Raw genomic sequence first — 19,030 nt, 5'->3', positions numbered from 1 at the left:
TTAAAAAGAGCTTTTCAATTTTGAAAAGCTCTTTTTAATTTTGTTAGAATGAGTAAGTCAATCCAAATGAAAAGCCAACTCCTCTTTTGTATTCCCTCATGATTAATGAATCTTCTACAATATTTACTGTACTTTTATCTCCTAACTCATATCTATAATATGGATTTAAAATATTATCAACTGAGAATTTACCCGATAAATTTTCACTGATTTGGCTCGACCAAACAAAATCTAATTTGTTAAAAGGTTTTTCATAAATGTGATCTAAACCAGCAGTTCCAACAGCATATATTCTATCCCCGTAAACACCGTAAACTAATGTCATTGAGTTTTTTAAATCTTTGGCTAATTCAAATTCATATTTTAAATCAGCATTTATAAGCCATTCTGATGCTCCTTGTAAACTTCTACTATTGTTGTTTTCAAGTGTATTTACTAACTTATTTACTTTTACATCTGTTTTCATTAAGGAAGTATTAAACCCAAATGAAAAATTATCTAATTGTTTACTAATTCTTGATAGTTGTATAATGAATTCTAATTCAGCTCCAAATAATGTAGCTTGATCTGAATTACTATATGTAGTTATTTGACCACCACTGCTAGCTGTTGGTATAAATATTCGTTCAATTGGATTGTTAATTTGTTTCCCAAAAAGGCCTACTGCAAACATTTCGTTTTTATCAGTAAACATTTCATATTTTAAATCTAAATTGTATGATTCCGAATTTTTTAAATTTGGATTTCCTAACTCTACTGTAGCATCTGGATTCACAAACTGAATAGGTAATAATTCCATTGTTACAGGACGAACAATAGTTTTTGATAAAGCAAATCTAATATTACTTTCTTCACTTAATGCATACTTGATATTTGCTGATGGTAGTAAATCCAATTGATTATCTTTATCTTTAGAATAAGGGTCATCAATTGAGGCAGAAATTGGACGGAATTTTATTTCACGTAAAGAACTCTCTGCTCTCAAACCTGCATTCAACTCGATTTTTTTACCAAAATTCCAAAATAAATTAAAATATCCAGCATTTACAAATTGGTCTAACTTTACTTTATAGTCAGCGTTAGATTCTTCTCTAAAAGCTACTATTCCATTTGATACATCCTCGTTTATTACGTCGTCAATTGTATTTAATTCTGTAACAAATTGAGTTGGTATTAAATTTCTTCCTGCCAAAAATCTATATTTTGATGTAATATTATTTCTAAATGAATTTATACCAACAGATAGTTTGTTTTTTTTGTCATTTTCTTCCTTTCCAAATTTCCAATTGTACTCTAAAAGTCCTGACATATAGTAATTACCTTTAATTTGAAGATACTGTCTGTTTAGATTGTTACCTCCGTAAGAAATATCAATTTTTTCGCTATCTACCATAGTACCAACGATTGTCTTTCTATCTGGCTGAGCATAATTAGTTTTAACAAATGAACCACCAGCTTTGATACTATGATCGCCATTTTTGGTTAAATCATAACCTAAAAGAATTTGATTATTGAAATAATCAGATTGCTCAAATTGATTTAAGCGAATCTTAAAATTTGGGTTGTTTTCTAAACTATTTAAATAACCTAAACCATCAGAAATTAAACTTTCTGTTGATCTTAAATAAAATGAATTTACAGAAATATAACCTCTATCTGCTTTGTACCTTAAGTTAATCAACGCAGAATTTGATGTATTGTATTTATAATCTTCTCTAAATAAGTTTTTGTCATAGTTTCCTTGTCCTTGATTGAATGTTCTATCTACTCCTTTTCTTATTGAATATTTATTATCTGCATTCAATGAAAGTAAATAACTAAACTTATTACCGTTTTCAAAACTATATTTGTCAGAGTGATAGAATCCTATGCTAGAATTAATTGGACTTGAAGACTGATCTACATTCCATGAATTGTTTTCATGAGCATTCTTGTATTCAGCCGAAGTCATTTGGTAACCACTTGGTACAGATCCAAATACACTAGGTAGTTCTCTGTCTTTTTTTATTAATCCAAAAAAGCCTTGAGTAGAATTTGCATCAGAAGAAATTAAAAAATCTTCCCCATTATTCATTGTAGTATATCCAAAACCGATTGAAAGTTTGGTTTCTGATTTTGTTGATTCTGAAGTTTCTATATCTATCATTGCTCCTGCAAAATCACCAGGAATATTCGGATTAAAAGTCTTATAAACATTTAGTACACCTACAATATCAGTAGGAAACAAATCTAATGGGATAATCTTTTTGAATGGACTATTTGATGGTGCTTGTAAGCCGTTGATTAAAAGGTTGTTGTATCTATCTTCTAAGCCTCTAACAAATAAACCTCTCGATTCTACTTTTGAAATATTGGTTACCTTAGTCAATCCTTCTTCTACATCACTAATTCCTTTTCTAGACATTTCCTGAGCACCAATAGCTTGTTTGATTTCTACTGCTTTTTGAATGTCTTGTAAAACAGCGGCTTCACTTTCTTTAGTTACTGTATGTGTAATTACAACATCTTCAAGTTGAACACCACTTGCAGCTAAAGTATAATTGATTACTTTTTTCTCACCTGCTTTTATAGTGAAAGGAATTTCTTTAGTTTCATATCCTAAATAACCTATTTCTAAAACATAACTACCAGGTTTTATAGATAAACTATATTTTCCGTTATCATCTGTAGATGTTCCAATGGTGGTGCCTTTAATAAGAACATTTGCAAATGGAAGGGGTTCGTTATTGAATTCTTTGTCTGTAATTACTCCGCTTACGGTTCCATTTTGAGAAAATGTTAACGTAGTTAATAGCAAAAAGCCTAGTAAAAATTTTAATTTCATTGTGTTGTTGAATTTTGGTGCAAAGGAATTGTAATTAAGTTACTAGACTGTTACTTGGAAATTATAAAAACGTTTACATAAGGTTAATAAAATGTAAAGTGATTAAATTATTGTTAAGCACTTGAATCTTTTTATATTATCTTTACCTTTACCGCTAAGAAACATGCCAAAAGTTTATGAAAAAAAAAGAAATTAAGATATTATTAGTTGACGATGAACCAGATATCTTAGAAATCGTAGGTTACAATTTATCTCAAGAAGGATATCAAATTATCACAGCATCAAATGGTAAAGAAGCTATAACGAAAGCAAAAAAAGAACTACCTCATTTGATTATTATGGATGTAATGATGCCTGAAATGGATGGTATAGAAGCTTGCGAAAATATTAGAAAATATCCCGAATTAGAAAATACTATTATTACTTTTTTAACGGCTCGTTCTGAAGATTACTCTCAAGTAGCTGGTTTTGATGCGGGTGCAGATGATTATATAGCGAAACCTATCAAACCAAAAATTTTAGTGAGCAAAGTTAAAGCTTTATTAAGAAGGCTAAAAGACGATTCCACCACTACGGATACTTTGCGATTTGGTAATATTGAAATCAATAGGGAAGAATATAAAATCATTCATCAAGGAGAAGAAATTATATTGCCAAGAAAAGAGTTTGAATTATTTTATCTACTAGCAACTAAACCTGGAAAAGTATTTACAAGAGAAGAAATTTTAGATAAAGTTTGGGGCAATGAAGTGGTAGTGGGAGGTAGAACAATTGATGTTCACATTAGAAAATTAAGAGAAAAAATTGGTGATGATTTTTTCAAAACTATCAAAGGAGTAGGCTATAAGGTAGAATTTTAATGGTCATTAATTTTAAAAAATCGTATAAGTTTGCTGTAAAATCAGCTTCCTATATTACTCTTTTTTCTTCAGGAGTACTATTGGCCTTTAATTATTTTTTATTAAAAAGCAACCTCTGGTTTGTCTTCGTCTTTGCTTTTATAATATTTGTTTTCGCATTTTTTGTTTTGCAATATAGGGTTGAACGGTTTATTTACAGACGAGTAAAAAAGATATATGACGATGTTTCTCTTCTTGAAAATGCTTCCTTTAGAAACCAACCGATAACCACTGATATGGCAACTCTTACAAGAGAAGTGCAGAAATTTGCCAGAGACAAAAAGTTAGAAATTGAAACTTTAAAAATTAGAGAAGAATACCGAAGAGAATTTTTAGGAAATGTTTCTCATGAATTAAAAACGCCCTTATTTACAGTTCAAGGTTATTTACTAACTTTACTTGATGGGGCAATGGATGATAAAAATATTCGTAAGAAATATTTGCAGAGAGCTGAAAAAGGTGTAGAAAGGTTAATTTACATTGTTAAAGACTTAGATATGATAACTAAATTAGAAACTGGCGATTTGAATTTAGAATTGTCTGAGTTTAATATAGTTGAAGTGGTTCAGAATGTTTTTGAACTATTAGAAATGAGGGCGTCTAAAAAAAATATTTCATTAACATTTGACACCAATTATAAGCCTATAAAAGTCATAGCTGATCAAGAAAAAATCCAACAAGTTATAACCAATTTAGTAATGAATTCAATTAAATATGGTAAACAAGGAGGTACTACCGAAGTGAGTATTGAAGATTTAGTTAATAATAAAATTATTGTTAGAATTACAGATAATGGAGAAGGAATTGAAAAGCAGCATATTCCTAGATTGTTTGAAAGATTTTATCGTGTTGACAAAAGTGGTGCAAGAAGTGAAGGAGGTTCAGGTTTGGGATTAGCTATTGTTAAACACATAATTGAAGGACATGATGAAAAAATTTATGTAGAAAGTCAATATGGAATTGGCTCTGAGTTTTCATTTACATTAGAAAAGACTAAATAGTTTTTTCCAACTTACGTCGGTATTGTAATGATTAAACCCTCTATATAAATCAATGTTGCTTAATTTTGAAATGTCAAATTTTTCTTGTTTACAACTTGGTGCGATACCTTCTTTTTTAAATTTTTTAGCTAGATATTCTTGTTCATATTGACCAGGAGTAGGAATGAAAAATGCTTTTTTACTCAATTGTGCTAAATCCATTATGGTTGTATAACCCGAACGGCATAAAATTTTTTCACTTTCATTATAGGCAGTTTCAATTTGTTCGCTATTCATAAAGTTATAAAAAGTAATGTTATTCTTTTCAACTACTGTTTGTTGGTTTTCAACCACTCCTTTTATGAATAACGTTTTTTTCTTGTAGAATTTTAATTCGTCAATTATTTTTTTTTCTAATAAGGTTCTTTGTGGTTCAGGACCAGAAAGAATAATCATTAATTCATATTTTATAGGTATGTTTTTTTTATATAAACGACTTAAAGGGCCAATGTATTTTATATTTTTGAATGGTTCTTCTAAATGACCTAACTCACCTGATAAATTTGGTCCTTTTTCTTTATCAGGAACCCAACATTCGTTAAATTTTTTTACAAAATAATGATGTAATTTTGTTGTAATCCATGTTGTATTACCAGTCAAAACATTCAATTGATGTGTAATAAATACAGAAGGTACTTTTTTTGAATGAATTCCCAATCGATTATCTGAAATGATTCCTTCAATATGGTATGTCTCGATGATTTCTTTAGTTGCTCTTTTTTCTTGATTAATGGCTTTTATGATGTTGGGAACTTGAGAAAATAATTTAAGTTTAAAATTTTTTCCTTTTTCAGCATATTTTATATTGTATGAAGGTAGTAATATATGTGTTAAATGAGGAAATTCTTTTTTTAATAAATCTAGTGCAACACCATCAGAAGCAATAATAGGCTCAAAATTATTTTTTTCAAGTGCTTTAATAATGGGAATACATCTTGTGGCATGACCTAAGCCCCAATTAAGTGGTGCTATAAGAATTCTTTTTGGCATTAGGAATAGATTTATTTTTTAAGTAAAGTTATAAATTGCTCAGCTAATTGATTTTCATAGTCAAAATACAATTCATCACTATTATACTCTACTTCAGGTTTATATTTGTGTAGTTTCCATTTCTTTTTATTGTATTCTAAAGCTGTTAAATTTTCAATCCAATCACCTGAATTTAAATAAATAGTAGTGCCTTTAGTAGTTGTAACAGTTTCAATCTTAGGTTCATGTATATGTCCGCAAATTACATAATCGTATTGATTTTCGATAGCTAATTCAGTGCAAACTTTTTCAAAATTAGTGATAAATTTAACAGCAGATTTTACATTACTTTTTATTTTTTTTGAAAGTGAATAAGGCTCTTGATTAAATTTTACAAGAATCCAGTTCAGAAATCTATTGATTAAAATTAATAAATCATATCCCCATCCACCCAATTTTGCCAGCCATTTTGCATGAGTTATTGAAGAATCAAAGACATCACCATGAAAAATCCATGCTTTTTGATTATCAATGTCTAAAACTAATTTGTTAAGTAAATGTAAGTTCCCTAAATGTAAGTCTGTAAATTTTCTAAGGAATTCGTCATGATTACCTGTTAAATAGTACACCTTTGTACCATTTGTACTTAGAGAAATTATTTTCTTAATTACTTTGAGATGACTTGCAGGAAAATACGATTTTCTAAATTGCCAAATATCAATAATATCACCATTTAAAATCAACGTTTTGGGTTTTATGGATGATAAATATTCTAATAATTCTTTAGCATGGCAACCATAAGTACCTAAATGTACATCTGAAATAACTACTAGTTCTACTTTTCTTTTTTTCATTTTCTACCAATAAGAATCATTTCTATTTTATTGAAATAAAGTGGTTTAATTCAATAAATATCTTGCAAAAAAATAAATTTTACCTTTAATTAAAGTTAATCAATCATTATCAAAACTTTATTTCATTAATTTTGTCAAAAATTTAAAAAAGAGTGGGAAGTAAAAATAAATTAAAGCGATTTAAAGAAAACGAAACTTTTAATAATGTATTTCAACCTTCAAGAGAGGAAGTAGTTTCAGATAATTTTGCTTTAAGAGGTAAATGGAATAGCAATTTTTTTAAAAATGAAAATCCGATTGTTTTAGAATTAGGTTGTGGAAAAGGGGAATATTCTGTTGGTTTAGCTGAAAAATATCCGCATAAAAATTTTGTAGGTATAGATATTAAAGGAGCTCGTTTTTGGAGAGGAGCAAAAACTGCTGTAGAAGGGGGAATGAATAATGTAGCGTTTTTAAGAACCCAAATAGAACTTATTGAGCATTGTTTTGCAGAAAACGAAGTAGATGAAATATGGATTACTTTTCCAGATCCGCAAATAAAATACAAGCGTACTAAACACAGAATGACGAATTCTAATTTTTTGGAACGCTATAAAAAGATTTTAAAGCCAAATGGATTGATGCATTTAAAAACGGATAGTGAATTTATGCATGGATACACTTTAGGATTATTGCACGGTGAAGGACATGAAGTTTTGTATGCGAATCATAATGTATATAAAAATGAAGGAGCACCTTATGAAGTAGTTAATATACAAACGTTTTATGAGAAACAATATCTTGAAATTAATAAGCCAATTACCTATATACAATTTAAGATAAAATCATAAATGGAATATTTGATCTCTTTACTATTAGGTTTTTTTATCGCTTTCATTGGTATTATTCCGCCAGGAATGTTAAACATGATGGTGGCCAAGCTTAGTGTAAATGAAACGAAAAAATCCGGAATGCTTTTTGGATATGGAGCGGCTACAATTGTAATTATTCAATGTTTTTTAGGACTTTATTTTGCTAAATTTTTAGACAGTCACCCAGCAGTGAGTGAAAACTTAAAGAAGTTCGCTGTAGTTATATTTATTCTATTAACCCTATTTTTTATTTACAGCGGAATTAAGTCTAAAAAACCTAAGAAAGATGTAGAAATCAAAAGTAAAAGCAATCGTTTTTTATATGGTATGATGCTTTCTTCTTTCAATATGTTTGCTATACCTTATTATGTTTTTTCAAGTTTAACGTTATCATCAAAAAATATTTTCGATTTTTCGCCTTTATCTAATTTTTTCTTTATAGTTGGTGCGGGAAGTGGCACATTATTAGTGTTTTATATTTATGCAATGGTTTTTAGAAAAATAGAGGATAGAGTAAGCTTCTTAATAAAGAATATTAATTTTTTTATCGCAGCTATTACAGGTATTGTAGCAATTTCTTCAATTTATAAGATGATTACTTCTTAATCATGAAAGCAAAAGCAAAAAATAACGATAGTTTTTTTGAAAGTGTATATGAAATTGTTCGATTGATACCGGAAGGTAAAGTCACTTCTTATGGAGCAATTGCGAAAGCAATAGGAGCAGTTCGATCTGCTCGAATGGTTGGCTATGCAATGAATGCAAGTCATAATATGGAAGATGTGCCAGCACACAGAGTAGTAAATAGAAAAGGACTTTTAACTGGAAAACATCATTTTGATGGAACAAATTTAATGCAACAATTATTAGAAAGTGAAGGTATAAAAGTAATTGATAACAAGATAGTTGATTTTGAAAAACATTTTTGGGAACCTGATTTTTAATTTAGCATCACTCAATTAGGCAAATAGTGAAACAAGTGATGTTTTCATTATTATAATAGGTTAAATAACCGCCATGAGCTTCAACTATATTTTTTGAGAGGGTTAATCCTATACCAGCACCTTCTTTTCTAGTAGTGAAAAAAGGTAGAAATATCTTATCTTCAATTGCTGCATCGATACCATTACCTGTATCCATAATTGAAATGAATAATCTTTTTTCTTTTGTTTCGGCTGCAATAGTTATAACTTTATTTTTTTTGCCTTCTAATGCATATAAACTATTAGTTAGCAGATTAATAATTACTTGTTCCATTTGTAATTTATCAACAAAGAACCAATGTTTAAAATCTATAGTATTGTGAACGGTAATGCTTTCTTTTTTGAATAAGGGTTGCATTATTTTTAATCCTTCATTAATTATTTCATTCAACTCTGTTTTGTCTTTTTGAGGAGTAGGTAACATGGCTAATTTTCGATAACTTTCTACAAATTGTTGTAAATGATTACTACGATTGAGCATGGTTTGAACACTTTGCTTCATATCATCAAAGTCTTCCGTTGTTAAGTTTTCTTGTTCAACTAACTCTTTTAAATTTTGAGAAAGTGATCTAATAGGAGTTAGCGAATTTAAAAGTTCATGTGAAATGACTTTCATTAAATTAATCCAAGCTTCTTTTTCTTTTTTCTCAACTACTTTTTGTATAGAATCTAATAAAATAACATAATATTCTTGATTATAAGTTTTTGTTCTAGAAGATTGCATAATAAAGGTTTGAGTATCTTGCTTGTTTACTCTAATTTGAAGGCTGGTTTTTATTTCATTAAAATTTTGTTCTTCAATGATATTACAAAGTGAGGGGAGTTGTTTTTTGAGATAAAACCATTTAGAAACTTTTGGAACTTTAAAATGAGTAGAGAAATAATCATTCATTAAGAAGATAATCCAATCATCATTTTGTTTTTTTAGTATTAAAATACCAGTTTCAATATTGTTGAAAATGGATTGATAAATAAGATCTGTAGATATTTGTTCTTTGCGTTTGTTTTTTAAAGTATCATATAGATAAAATAAGTTTTTGTAATTGTTGTAGGATTTGTGTTTTGAAAAATCGGCTGAGAAGTCATCTTGTAGTATTGCTAAAATTGTTTTATCATAAAATAAAAAAGCATTTTTTACATAAAAAAAGAGTTCAATGAATAATAAAACAAGTAAAAGACCAGTAAAAAAGGAAGTATAGAAAAGCGATTGGTATATAAAAAATAGAATACCTATAAAACCCAAAAGAATAAAAAGTAGTCGTAATATTAATTGATTGTATATTTTGAAAGAATGGAACATATTTATAGTGTTGTAATATTGTATTTTTCTATTCTTCTATATAATGAAGCTCTTGATAAACCAAGTTCTTCAGCTGATTTACTAATATTGAAATCGTTTTTTATTAATACTTTTTCAATAGTTGCTTTTTCTATATCAGATAGAGGTAAATCATCCGTTTTTTCATCATAAACAGTAACAAAATCTAGGTCTAAATCAGTTGAAGTAATTATGTTATTCTCGCAAAGAATAATGGCACGTTCAATCCGATTCTCCATTTCTCTAATATTTCCATTCCAAGCATGTTTTTCTATTTGTTCCAACGCTTTTTGGTTAAAAACTACTGAGTCTTTCTCATATTTAAACATCATTTTATGCAATAGAAAATAAGCTAAAGGAATTTTGTCTTCGAGACGTTCTCGTAAAGGAGGTAATTCAATTTCCATAGTGTTAATGCGATAAAACAAATCTTCGCGAAATAATTTTTTAGCTACTTCAGCTTTTAAATCTAAATTGGTAGCCGTTATAAATCGAAGATTTAATGGTCTTGGTTTAGATTCTCCAAGTCTTGTTACCGTTTTAGTTTGAATAACTTGTAATAGTTTCGCCTGTAGATGTAATGGAACATTTCCAATTTCGTCTAAAAAAACAGTGCCATTTTGTGCAGATTCTAAACGTCCAGCAGTATCTGTTTTAGCGTCAGTAAATGCACCTTTAGCATAGCCAAATAGTTCACTTTCAAAGATGTTTTCATTCAAAGCACCTAAATCAATATGCATAAAAGTACTGTCTTTTCTATTGGATTGAGAATGTATATAGTGTGCTAAGACAAATTTGCCCGTTCCGTTCTCTCCTAAAATTAAAACGTTTGCATCCGTCTTTGCAACTTTTTCAGCCAAAGAATAGGCTTTTTGTATGTTTGACGATTTTCCAATGAAGTAGCTTTGATCGCCTAAATCTTTTTTGATTTTTTTTTGATTTTTTCTGGATTCATCCACTCCTTTTTTAACAGTTTCTAGAAGTTTGTCATTGTCCCAAGGTTTTAAAACATAATCAAAAGCACCCGATTTTAAGCTTTCAACAGCGGTTTCGACTTTTCCAAAAGCGGTCATTAAAATGACACTTGTTTTTGGAGATAACTTCTTTATTTCTTTTAAAAAATATAAGCCTTCTTTTCCATCTTCAAAACCAATACGATAATTCATGTCTAAAAGAACTACATCAATTGTATTATCAGCTAAAATTTGTATGATGTTTTTTGGATTAGTCAAAGTATGGATTACTTCAAAATGCTTCTTTAAAAGTATTTTGGCAGAAAAAATAATATCTTCTTGATCATCAATAATCAATATACTTGCTTGCGTCTTTTTCATGTATTGTTCGGTTTCGTACAAATGGTGTTCATAATCGGACAGTTGGAATAAAAATTCGATTTTAAAGTATTGTAAAACAAGCTTTTGTAAATTTTAAAAAGATGGCACAAAATTGTTGTTAATAAATTAAAATATCAATAATGGACACCATCATCAGTCGTAAAAGTAGTAAAAAAAAGAAGTTACTAATAGTCTTACCATTAATTTTAATAATGGGTTATTTTGTGTTTGCTTCCATGAGTAAAAAAAGAAGTCTGAATGTAAAAAAAGAAGAAATAATAATTAAAAATGTACAGAACGATTTTTTTGAAGATTTTGTTTTAATACAGGCCAAAGTTACTCCTTTACATGCTATGTTAGTAAATGTAATTGAAGGTGGGTCTGTTCAGGAAGTTTATGTGGAGAATGGAGATAGGGTTACTAAAGGACAGCCATTAGTAAGATTATATAATCCGAATACAGAGCTTAATTATATGCAACAAGAAACCGCCATTATAGAGCAAATTAATAATCTTAATAAAGCGAAATTAGATCTCAGAAATCAAGAATTAAATTTAGCTAAAGACTTGATAGCTATAGAACACGATTTTCAAGATGCAAAAAACTTATACGATTTAAACAAAAACTTATATGATAAAGAAATATTAGCTAAAAATGAATGGATTGTAACTCAAGAAAATTATCGCTTTCAAAAAGAAAGAATGGATATTATAAAGCAAAGTGTATCTAAAGAAAAACAAGCAAACAGTATTCAAATAGTTCAATTAAATCAATCCATTGCTATTATGAATCAGAGTTTGTCTATTTTAAGAAAAAATAAAAACAATTTTTTAATAGTAGCTCCACTTTCAGGCCGTTTGTCATCATTTGAACCTATTTTAGGAAAAACTTTTGTTCAAGGAAACAGTATTGGAACAATAGATATGATGAAAGGATATAAATTAACAGCAGAAGTGGATGAATTTTATTTGAATAAATTGAGGGAAGGACTTACTGGAACTGTTGAGTATGATGGTAAGAATTTAAATGTAGAAATAGCGAAAATAATTTCTGAAGTAAAAGATGGAAGATTTTTGGTTGAGTTAAATTTTATTCATCAAGAGGAATTAACCTTAAATCAAGGAATATCATTTGGAGTTAAAATTAATCTTTCTGGAAAAGAAAAAAGAACTGTTCTTTCTAAAGGAGCTTTTTATCAAGATACGGCAGGGCAATGGGTTTTTGTTGTAAATGGAAATAGAGCAACGAAAAGGGCTGTTAAATTTGGTAGAGAAAATCCACTTTATTATGAAGTTTTAGAAGGATTACAACCTCATGAAAAAGTAATTACCTCATCCTATAAAAATTATAAAGAGATTGAAGAGTTGTATATTGAACAATAAATAAAATATTTAAAAATGATAAAAATTAAAAACATCTCAAAAGTTTTTCAAACAGAAGAAGTGGAAACAAAAGCATTAAATGAGGTTTCAATCACAATCAATCAGGGAGAATTTGTAACCATAATGGGACCAAGTGGAAGTGGTAAATCTACATTATTAAATATTGTAGGACTTCTAGATAGTGTATCTGCTGGAAGTTATCAACTCTTAGAAAAAGAAATGGTTGGATTAAAAGAAACAGAAAGAGCCAAAGTAAGAAAGCAAAATATTGGATTTGTATTTCAAAATTTTAATCTTATTGACGAGCTTTCCGTTTTTGAAAATATCGAGCTGCCATTAATTTACAATAATGTATCTGCATCAGAGAGAAGAGCAAAAGTTGAAAAAATGGCTGAGAGATTAGGTATTTCTCATCGATTAAAACATTATCCACAACAACTCTCGGGAGGACAGCAACAACGTGTTGCTGTAGCTAGAGCATTAATTAATAATCCAAAAATTATCTTAGCCGATGAGCCTACAGGTAATTTAGATTCTAAAAATGGCAACGAAGTTATGGAACTTTTAACTGATTTACATGCACAAGGCGCAACTATTCTAATGGTTACTCACTCAGATTATGATGCTTCTTTTTCACAAAAAACAATTTTAATGAAAGATGGAATGATACTCTCAGAAAAAAACAATTCTAGAAATGTTGAAGTATTTGTTTAACTATAAATAATTGTTGTGCTACATAATATATTATACTAAAAATTACAAAGAAATTAACCATGAAAAATAAAATTTTAATCATACTTTTCACATTACTATTAATTCAAAATGTGTTTTCACAAAAGGATTTAAAAATTATAAAAGCCAATTCTGAATTTGCAGACATAAGAAATGGTAAAGAATTTGGGAAAGGAAATTGGAAAATTTCTCCAGAAATTTCTCCAGATATATTTTATACAACTGCAATAGGAGAAAATTTAGTTTTTATTACAGATTTAGATTCAATCACAATACCAATAACAGAATTAACCGATTTTGATTTTATTGTACTTCTCAAAGGGAAGAAGAAAGCACTTACTAAAATTAAATATGTTGAATCCTATTTAACTAAATTAAAAAAGGCTTCTGAATACAATAACAATGATATTCGATTTATTCCAAAGTTTACTTATCAATCTAATGATAATCCAAGCCTGATTAAAATTCGACAAGAATTAAAATTAGATTCCATTGCGGGTAAAGGAAGCGAACTATCTAAAATATTCAACTTAATGCATTGGGTGCATAATTTGGTTAAGCACGATGGGGGAAGTGATAATCCAACGCTTAAAAACGCTATTGATTTAATAAAAATATGTAAATCTGAAAATAGAGGAGTCAACTGTAGAATGTTAGCAACAATTTTAAATGAATGTTATCTCTCACTTAATATAAAATCTAGACATGTAACATGTATGCCCAAAGAAACAGAATTTGAAGATTGTCATGTAATAAATATGGTATATAGTACTGAATTAGAAAAATGGATTTGGATAGATCCTACTTTTGATGCCTATGTTATGAACGAAAAAGGGAATTTATTAGGAATAGAAGAAGTAAGAGATAGACTTATAACTGGTCAACCTTTAGTGCTAAATGCGGATGCTAATTGGAATAGAGAATATCTAAAAACTAAAGAAGAATATTTAGAAAATTATATGGCAAAGAACCTATATCGTTTTTTAACCCCTTTAGTTAGTGAATATGATAGTGAAACAGTAAAAAAAGACAAAGAAATTGTTTATGTAGAACTTTTACCTCTCGACGGTATTGTGCAAACACCACAAATGGAAGAAACAAACAATAAAACAGGAGTGAAGTTTATAAATTATAAAACAAATAATCCAAAAATTTTTTGGAATAAACCAGAATAGTTTAAGATAAATAAAAGATGAAATACTTAAAATCATGTCAAAAATAATAATCACATTAACCACCTTTTTAATAGGATTTGTAGCTGCTGCACAAGTTTCAGAAAATAGAAATATTAGCAACTTTACAAAATTAAGAGCTTCAACAGCGGTAGAAATTATTTATACAGTTTCTAATACTAAAAGCCTAAAAGTTGAAACAGATGATAATGAAAAGTTGAGGTTGATAAAAACAGTGGTAGAAAATGAAACATTAAAAGTTTACGTTGATACAGAAGAAATTAAAAGTAGCAAACAAAAAAAATCACTCCATTTTAAAAATGTAAAAAGTGTAAATGGAATTACTTTTCAAGTATTAAAAGTTGTTGTTTCTGGACCAAATTTAGAAAACATTGAAGCCAATTCTTCTGCAAAAATTAAAATAGAAAATATAAATAAATCAACGAATTTAAATATTAATTTAAGCTCTTCAGCCTATTTATATGGAAACTTTATCACTTCTAATTTAACAATTGACGTGTCTTCAAGTGCCTTGTTAAAAGGGAAAATAAATGCTGCCTCAACAACACTTCAATCATCAAGTTCAAGTGCTGTTGATCTCACTGGAAACACTTCGAGTATAAATGTAAAAACAAATAGTTCTGCTAGTTGTAATTTAAAAGAGTTAACGGTAGAAAAAGCAAAACTAGAAGCACACTCATCTGCAAGTGTTTCAATAAGTGTAACTAAATCATTGGAAGCTAAGGCTACTTCTAGTGGTAGAATAGAATATTATGGCAACCCCAAACAAATAAATAAAGAGCAAAATTCATCGGGAGCCATAATTAACAAATAATCATCAAATCAAAAACCAACAGTTATGTTAAAAAATTGGATAAATTTATTCCTATATCATATCAAAACCAATAAACTTTTTACTTTTCTTAATATTACTGGATTAAGTATAGGAATAGCAGGGTTAATATTTGCTATTTTGTATTGGAATGAAGAACAAAGTTATAATGCTTGGAATCCAGAAAAAGAAAGAATACACCAAGTAATTAGCGATTTAGGAGAAGGGATTATTTGGGGTTATACGGCAAGCCCTTTAGAATCTTATATTAAAGATATGTCAGATGTAGCATCACATTGTTATTTTAATACTTGGTACTACAATGAAATAATAGAATATAATGGTAAAAAAGAATTAATTGAAAAAATATTTGATGCGCAAAATAATTTCTTCGAATTTTTCCCTTTCAAATTTATTAAAGGAGATCCAAAAACAGCTATTCAAGATAATAATAGTATTGCCTTATCTGAAGAAGTTTCTAAACGATTATTTGGGAATGTTAATCCAATAGGGAAACAAGTTCATTATTCTGGAAGAACATTAGTTGTAAGAGGGGTTTATAGATTAAATAAAAAATCTTCAATTGCACCAGAAGCAGTTACAAACATTATTGATAAGCAATTATTAGAAAATAAAGATCAATGGGGTAATTTTAATTATGGATTACTTTTAAAACTTAAAGATCCTCTTAAAAAGGAAAAAGTTGAAAATGAATTGGACGCGTTGTTTTTAAAGTATAAATTGAGTAAAGAAGCTAAAGATGAAGGGATTTCAATAGAAGAGTACAAAGACAAATACGGTTCAATAAAAAATATTTTAGAGCCACTTGCAATTTCTCGATTGCACTCAAAAGCACATGGTTACCCTGAAGGAAGAGGAAATTATCAAACACTTTTGATATTATTTGGATTATCTATTTTAATTCTAATATTATCCATTGTAAACTACGTGAACTTAGCCACAGCTAATGCGGTTAAAAGAGCAAAAGAAGTAGGAATAAGAAAAGTTTTAGGTGCAACAAAAAGTAATATTGTGAAACAATTTATTTTTGAAACTGTAATTTTAGTTTTGTTCTCTATTTTTTTAGCATTAGTCATTGTAGAACTATCCTTGTCATTTTATAATGATTTTTTAGATAAAGATTTAATCATACACGGAAAGCAATTTTATTTGCAAATAATTTTCATCTTTATTATTACCATAGTTGTAGCAGGAATATTCCCTTCTATTTATGTATCTAATTTTGAAACGTTAAAAGTTATTAAAGGAAATTTTATTAGAAGTAAAAGTGGAATTTGGTTTAGAAACGGTTTATTAATACTTCAATTTGCTATTGCTACTTTTTTTATCGTAGGTTCTTACGTGGTTTATGAGCAAGTAAAATACATGTTAAATAAGGATTTAGGTTTTAGAGGAGATCAGGTAATTGCTATTTCATATAGAAATCCTTATGATTATAAAGAAGAAGGGTACAGGAAAAAACTACTTACAAGATACCATACTATTAAACAAGAGATTAGTAAAATACAAGGTGTAAATCAAGTATCTACAGGAACTTTTAAATTTGGTGATGGGGCATCTTCATCTTCTAGTTTTCAATATAAAGATAGAAATGTTCAAGGACAAAATATGGCAGTCGATTTTGGATTGCTGGAAATGTTAAAAATAGAAATGAAAGAAGGAAGAAATTTTGACTCAAATTTTGCTTCAGATACAATTAATTCTATGCTAATTAATGAAACGGTACAACGAATGATAGGTGAAAAAGACCCTATCGGTAAAACAATTAGTTGGAATGGTAAAGATTTAAAAATAATAGGAGTGGTTAAAGATTTTCATTTATATGGCCCACAAGCAGAAATTCCTCCCATGTCTTTTTTTCATTTTAAAACGATTGACTGGATGTTGCAAAACGTGAATACAATATATGTAAAAGTTAATGCGGAAAATTTAGAGTCAACTTTAAATGCTATAGAGAAATTTTGGATAAAAAACGTAGATACAGACTATCCTTTTAACTATGAGTTTGTAGATAAAAGTTATGCTAAAACTTTTGATAAATTTATTAATCAAAAAAATGTCTTTTCCTTTTTAAATATTATTGTAATACTAATAGCTCTTTTTGGACTTTTTGCCTTAGCAAGCTATTCCATTCAAAGGAGGATGAAAGAAATTGCCATTCGAAAAACTTTAGGTGCAGAAACGCATGTTTTGTTAAAAGAATTATCAAAACAATATGTTCTTTTTTGTCTCATCGGATTTGTATTGGCCATTTTTCCAGCTTATTATTTATTAAACCTTTGGTTAAATAATTTTGCGTATAGAATAGATGTTTCTTTTATTCCTTTTGTAATAGGATTTGTGGTGCTCCTCTTTTTAACACTCATAATTGTTCTTTCGAAAGCATATCAAGCTACAAAAGTAGATGTTTTAAAATATCTAAAATATGAGTAGATTGTTCCTTTTGTCGTTTTTGTTAGTTAAAAGTCTTTTTGTAAATGGCCAGGAACAATCTTGGTCATTACAAAAATGCATAGATACAGCACTTAAAAATAGCATCGAAACTAAGATAAAGCAATTAGAGATAAAAAAGATTAAAAAAACGAATGTTTCTCTATTGAATGAAATGTTACCAACAGTGAATTTGTTTGGGAGTCAAAGTTATAATTTCGGTTCTACAATAGATCCTGCGACAAATGGTAGAGTAAGTTCTAATATTCAATATGATAATTTCTATTTAAATGCTCAGATGAATTTGTTGAATTTCAATTCCATTACTAATGCTCAAAAAAACAATATCAATATAAAACTAGCCCAAGCAGAGAAAGAAATTATAGAAAACGAATATAAATTGCAAATATTAGATAGTTATTATCAAGCTTTAATTACTCAAGAATTGCTTAAAATTCAAAAAAAGCAAATTGAAAATTTAAAAAATAATTTAGCTAGAATTTCTGAAGAAGTCGATTTAGGAAGCAAACCCAAAAGCGATTTGTACGATATGGAACTATTGTTTTTACAAGAAGAAAAGAAAATTATTGAAACCAATCAGTTGTTGAATCTAAATAAAGCAGCATTATTTCAGTTAATGAACGATACTGTTTATCCTATAAATGAGGTTTATTTAGAAATTGAGGTTGAAATACAAGAGTTTCAATATAATTTTAACAATCCAAAAATTTCTTTTGCAAAATTTAATCATGAAAAAAGCACAATAGAAAGGAATAGTTTAAGAGCAAATAATTTGCCTACTTTATCAGCATTTTATCAAATCTCATCTTTTTACTATAAACCTTTAAATCATTCGGATAATATGATAGAAGGATTTGAAAACCAACTTAAGAATAATAAAAACCAACAATTTGGCATACAATTAAATGTACCGCTTTTCAACGGTTTTAAAAACAATAAAAAAATAAATGCAGCTAAAATTGAAGAAGAACAACATGTTTTAAAAATAGAACAAGAAAAGCAAAAATTAGAAAATCAATTACTTTTAGAAAATGAAAAAGAAGCGAACTATATTGTGCTCCAAAAAAAATTAAACGAAATTCTTATCCTCGCTCAAAAAACATTTACAACGACACAATCAAAATTTGTACTAGGAAAAACAGACGCTTATACTTTTTCAATGGCAAAGAATAATTTGTTGCTTTCTGAATATGAAGTTTTAAAGAATAATTTGCAAATTCAATATACTCATTTCAAAAAGAATCTAATAGAGTTTAATCAGTTATAATAAAATAGAAAAATCTTATGCTATTATTTACAAAGTTTAAAGATATAAACTTTTAAACTTTTAAACTTCTAACTATCTTTGCAATTCAGAATTAGTTTAAA

At 28.3% G+C, this 19,030-nt stretch carries 16 protein-coding genes; 11 read left to right on the top strand and 5 right to left on the bottom strand.

What is annotated here, in order from left to right; translation table 11 throughout:
• Positions 1 to 43: 43 nt before the first annotated feature.
• Positions 44 to 2,824, bottom strand: coding sequence for a TonB-dependent receptor (locus tag HALO113_RS07630; protein WP_159778455.1), 2,781 nt, complete (start codon positions 2,822 to 2,824; stop codon positions 44 to 46).
• A gap of 176 nt (positions 2,825 to 3,000) precedes the next feature.
• Here HALO113_RS07630 and HALO113_RS07625 point away from each other — a divergent pair, with 176 nt between their 5' ends.
• Together HALO113_RS07625 and HALO113_RS07620 are read left to right on the top strand one after the other, a co-directional pair.
• A complete protein-coding gene (locus HALO113_RS07625) occupies positions 3,001 to 3,684 on the top strand; it encodes a response regulator transcription factor (protein WP_159778454.1) in 684 nt (227 codons plus the stop codon).
• Positions 3,684 to 4,724, top strand: coding sequence for a cell wall metabolism sensor histidine kinase WalK (locus tag HALO113_RS07620; RefSeq protein ID WP_159778453.1), 1,041 nt, complete (start codon positions 3,684 to 3,686; stop codon positions 4,722 to 4,724). Before HALO113_RS07625 ends, HALO113_RS07620 begins: the two co-directional genes overlap by 1 nt.
• On the opposite strand, the gene HALO113_RS07615 is transcribed toward HALO113_RS07620, so the two are convergent.
• The gene (locus HALO113_RS07615; protein ID WP_159778452.1) at positions 4,707 to 5,753 is read right to left on the bottom strand and encodes a glycosyltransferase; all 1,047 of its coding nucleotides are present in this window, start codon (positions 5,751 to 5,753) and stop codon (positions 4,707 to 4,709) included. The genes HALO113_RS07620 and HALO113_RS07615 overlap by 18 nt on opposite strands.
• Positions 5,754 to 5,764: 11 nt before the next feature.
• Positions 5,765 to 6,586, bottom strand: coding sequence for a UDP-2,3-diacylglucosamine diphosphatase (locus tag HALO113_RS07610; protein ID WP_159778451.1), 822 nt, complete (start codon positions 6,584 to 6,586; stop codon positions 5,765 to 5,767).
• A 152-nt stretch (positions 6,587 to 6,738) separates the two neighbouring features.
• Here HALO113_RS07610 and trmB point away from each other — a divergent pair, with 152 nt between their 5' ends.
• Genes trmB through HALO113_RS07595 form a run of 3 tightly spaced genes read left to right on the top strand, consistent with a single transcriptional unit; the run spans position 6,739 to position 8,381 of the window.
• Complete coding sequence (gene trmB / locus HALO113_RS07605; protein WP_159778450.1) at positions 6,739 to 7,416, top strand: tRNA (guanosine(46)-N7)-methyltransferase TrmB; 678 nt, start codon at positions 6,739 to 6,741, stop codon at positions 7,414 to 7,416.
• Complete coding sequence (locus HALO113_RS07600) at positions 7,417 to 8,043, top strand: LysE family transporter (RefSeq protein WP_159778449.1); 627 nt, start codon at positions 7,417 to 7,419, stop codon at positions 8,041 to 8,043.
• A gap of 2 nt (positions 8,044 to 8,045) precedes the next feature.
• Positions 8,046 to 8,381 carry an MGMT family protein gene (locus tag HALO113_RS07595; protein ID WP_159778448.1) on the top strand — a complete coding sequence of 112 codons (336 nt, stop codon included), beginning with the start codon at positions 8,046 to 8,048 and terminating at the stop codon, positions 8,379 to 8,381.
• Positions 8,382 to 8,388: 7 nt separating this feature from the next.
• Here HALO113_RS07595 and HALO113_RS07590 read toward each other — a convergent pair whose 3' ends face one another.
• Positions 8,389 to 9,720 carry a PAS domain-containing sensor histidine kinase gene (locus HALO113_RS07590; RefSeq protein WP_159778447.1) on the bottom strand — a complete coding sequence of 444 codons (1,332 nt, stop codon included), beginning with the start codon at positions 9,718 to 9,720 and terminating at the stop codon, positions 8,389 to 8,391.
• Between the two features lie 2 nt (positions 9,721 to 9,722).
• Positions 9,723 to 11,072, bottom strand: a complete 1,350-nt coding sequence (locus HALO113_RS07585; RefSeq protein ID WP_159778446.1) for a sigma-54 dependent transcriptional regulator — start codon at positions 11,070 to 11,072, stop codon at positions 9,723 to 9,725.
• Between the two features lie 140 nt (positions 11,073 to 11,212).
• On the opposite strand from HALO113_RS07585, the gene HALO113_RS07580 reads away from it, so the two are divergent.
• Genes HALO113_RS07580 through HALO113_RS07555 form a run of 6 tightly spaced genes read left to right on the top strand, consistent with a single transcriptional unit; the run spans position 11,213 to position 18,929 of the window.
• On the top strand, positions 11,213 to 12,454 hold the full coding sequence (locus tag HALO113_RS07580; RefSeq protein WP_159778445.1) for an efflux RND transporter periplasmic adaptor subunit: 1,242 nt from the start codon (positions 11,213 to 11,215) through the stop codon (positions 12,452 to 12,454).
• A gap of 15 nt (positions 12,455 to 12,469) precedes the next feature.
• Entirely contained in the window at positions 12,470 to 13,168 is a 699-nt protein-coding gene (locus HALO113_RS07575; RefSeq protein ID WP_159778444.1) for an ABC transporter ATP-binding protein, read from the top strand.
• A gap of 59 nt (positions 13,169 to 13,227) precedes the next feature.
• Positions 13,228 to 14,361, top strand: coding sequence for a transglutaminase domain-containing protein (locus tag HALO113_RS07570; RefSeq protein WP_159778443.1), 1,134 nt, complete (start codon positions 13,228 to 13,230; stop codon positions 14,359 to 14,361).
• Positions 14,362 to 14,395: 34 nt separating this feature from the next.
• Positions 14,396 to 15,193, top strand: coding sequence for a GIN domain-containing protein (locus tag HALO113_RS07565; RefSeq protein WP_159778442.1), 798 nt, complete (start codon positions 14,396 to 14,398; stop codon positions 15,191 to 15,193).
• A 24-nt stretch (positions 15,194 to 15,217) separates the two neighbouring features.
• A complete protein-coding gene (locus HALO113_RS07560; RefSeq protein ID WP_159778441.1) occupies positions 15,218 to 17,644 on the top strand; it encodes an ABC transporter permease in 2,427 nt (808 codons plus the stop codon).
• Positions 17,637 to 18,929, top strand: coding sequence for a TolC family protein (locus tag HALO113_RS07555; protein WP_159778440.1), 1,293 nt, complete (start codon positions 17,637 to 17,639; stop codon positions 18,927 to 18,929). Before HALO113_RS07560 ends, HALO113_RS07555 begins: the two co-directional genes overlap by 8 nt.
• Positions 18,930 to 19,030: the final 101 nt, after the last annotated feature.

Origin of the sequence: Flavobacterium sp. 9AF, assembly GCF_902506265.1 — a bacterium.
Lineage (GTDB): Bacteria > Bacteroidota > Bacteroidia > Flavobacteriales > Flavobacteriaceae > Flavobacterium.
This window is presented reverse-complemented; position numbering and strand designations above follow the sequence as displayed.

Excerpts from the sequence above, each read along its gene's own strand:
- HALO113_RS07630 (WP_159778455.1), bottom strand. The coding sequence starts at position 2,824 with ATGAAATTAAAATTTTTACTAGGCTTTTTGCTATTAACTACGTTAACA.
- HALO113_RS07625 (WP_159778454.1), top strand. The coding sequence starts at position 3,001 with ATGAAAAAAAAAGAAATTAAGATATTATTAGTTGACGATGAACCAGAT.
- HALO113_RS07620 (WP_159778453.1), top strand. The coding sequence starts at position 3,684 with ATGGTCATTAATTTTAAAAAATCGTATAAGTTTGCTGTAAAATCAGCT.
- HALO113_RS07615 (WP_159778452.1), bottom strand. The coding sequence starts at position 5,753 with ATGCCAAAAAGAATTCTTATAGCACCACTTAATTGGGGCTTAGGTCAT.
- HALO113_RS07610 (WP_159778451.1), bottom strand. The coding sequence starts at position 6,586 with ATGAAAAAAAGAAAAGTAGAACTAGTAGTTATTTCAGATGTACATTTA.
- HALO113_RS07600 (WP_159778449.1), top strand. The coding sequence starts at position 7,417 with ATGGAATATTTGATCTCTTTACTATTAGGTTTTTTTATCGCTTTCATT.
- HALO113_RS07595 (WP_159778448.1), top strand. The coding sequence starts at position 8,046 with ATGAAAGCAAAAGCAAAAAATAACGATAGTTTTTTTGAAAGTGTATAT.
- HALO113_RS07590 (WP_159778447.1), bottom strand. The coding sequence starts at position 9,720 with ATGTTCCATTCTTTCAAAATATACAATCAATTAATATTACGACTACTT.
- HALO113_RS07585 (WP_159778446.1), bottom strand. The coding sequence starts at position 11,072 with ATGAAAAAGACGCAAGCAAGTATATTGATTATTGATGATCAAGAAGAT.
- HALO113_RS07580 (WP_159778445.1), top strand. The coding sequence starts at position 11,213 with ATGGACACCATCATCAGTCGTAAAAGTAGTAAAAAAAAGAAGTTACTA.
- HALO113_RS07575 (WP_159778444.1), top strand. The coding sequence starts at position 12,470 with ATGATAAAAATTAAAAACATCTCAAAAGTTTTTCAAACAGAAGAAGTG.
- HALO113_RS07570 (WP_159778443.1), top strand. The coding sequence starts at position 13,228 with ATGAAAAATAAAATTTTAATCATACTTTTCACATTACTATTAATTCAA.
- HALO113_RS07565 (WP_159778442.1), top strand. The coding sequence starts at position 14,396 with ATGTCAAAAATAATAATCACATTAACCACCTTTTTAATAGGATTTGTA.
- HALO113_RS07560 (WP_159778441.1), top strand. The coding sequence starts at position 15,218 with ATGTTAAAAAATTGGATAAATTTATTCCTATATCATATCAAAACCAAT.
- HALO113_RS07555 (WP_159778440.1), top strand. The coding sequence starts at position 17,637 with ATGAGTAGATTGTTCCTTTTGTCGTTTTTGTTAGTTAAAAGTCTTTTT.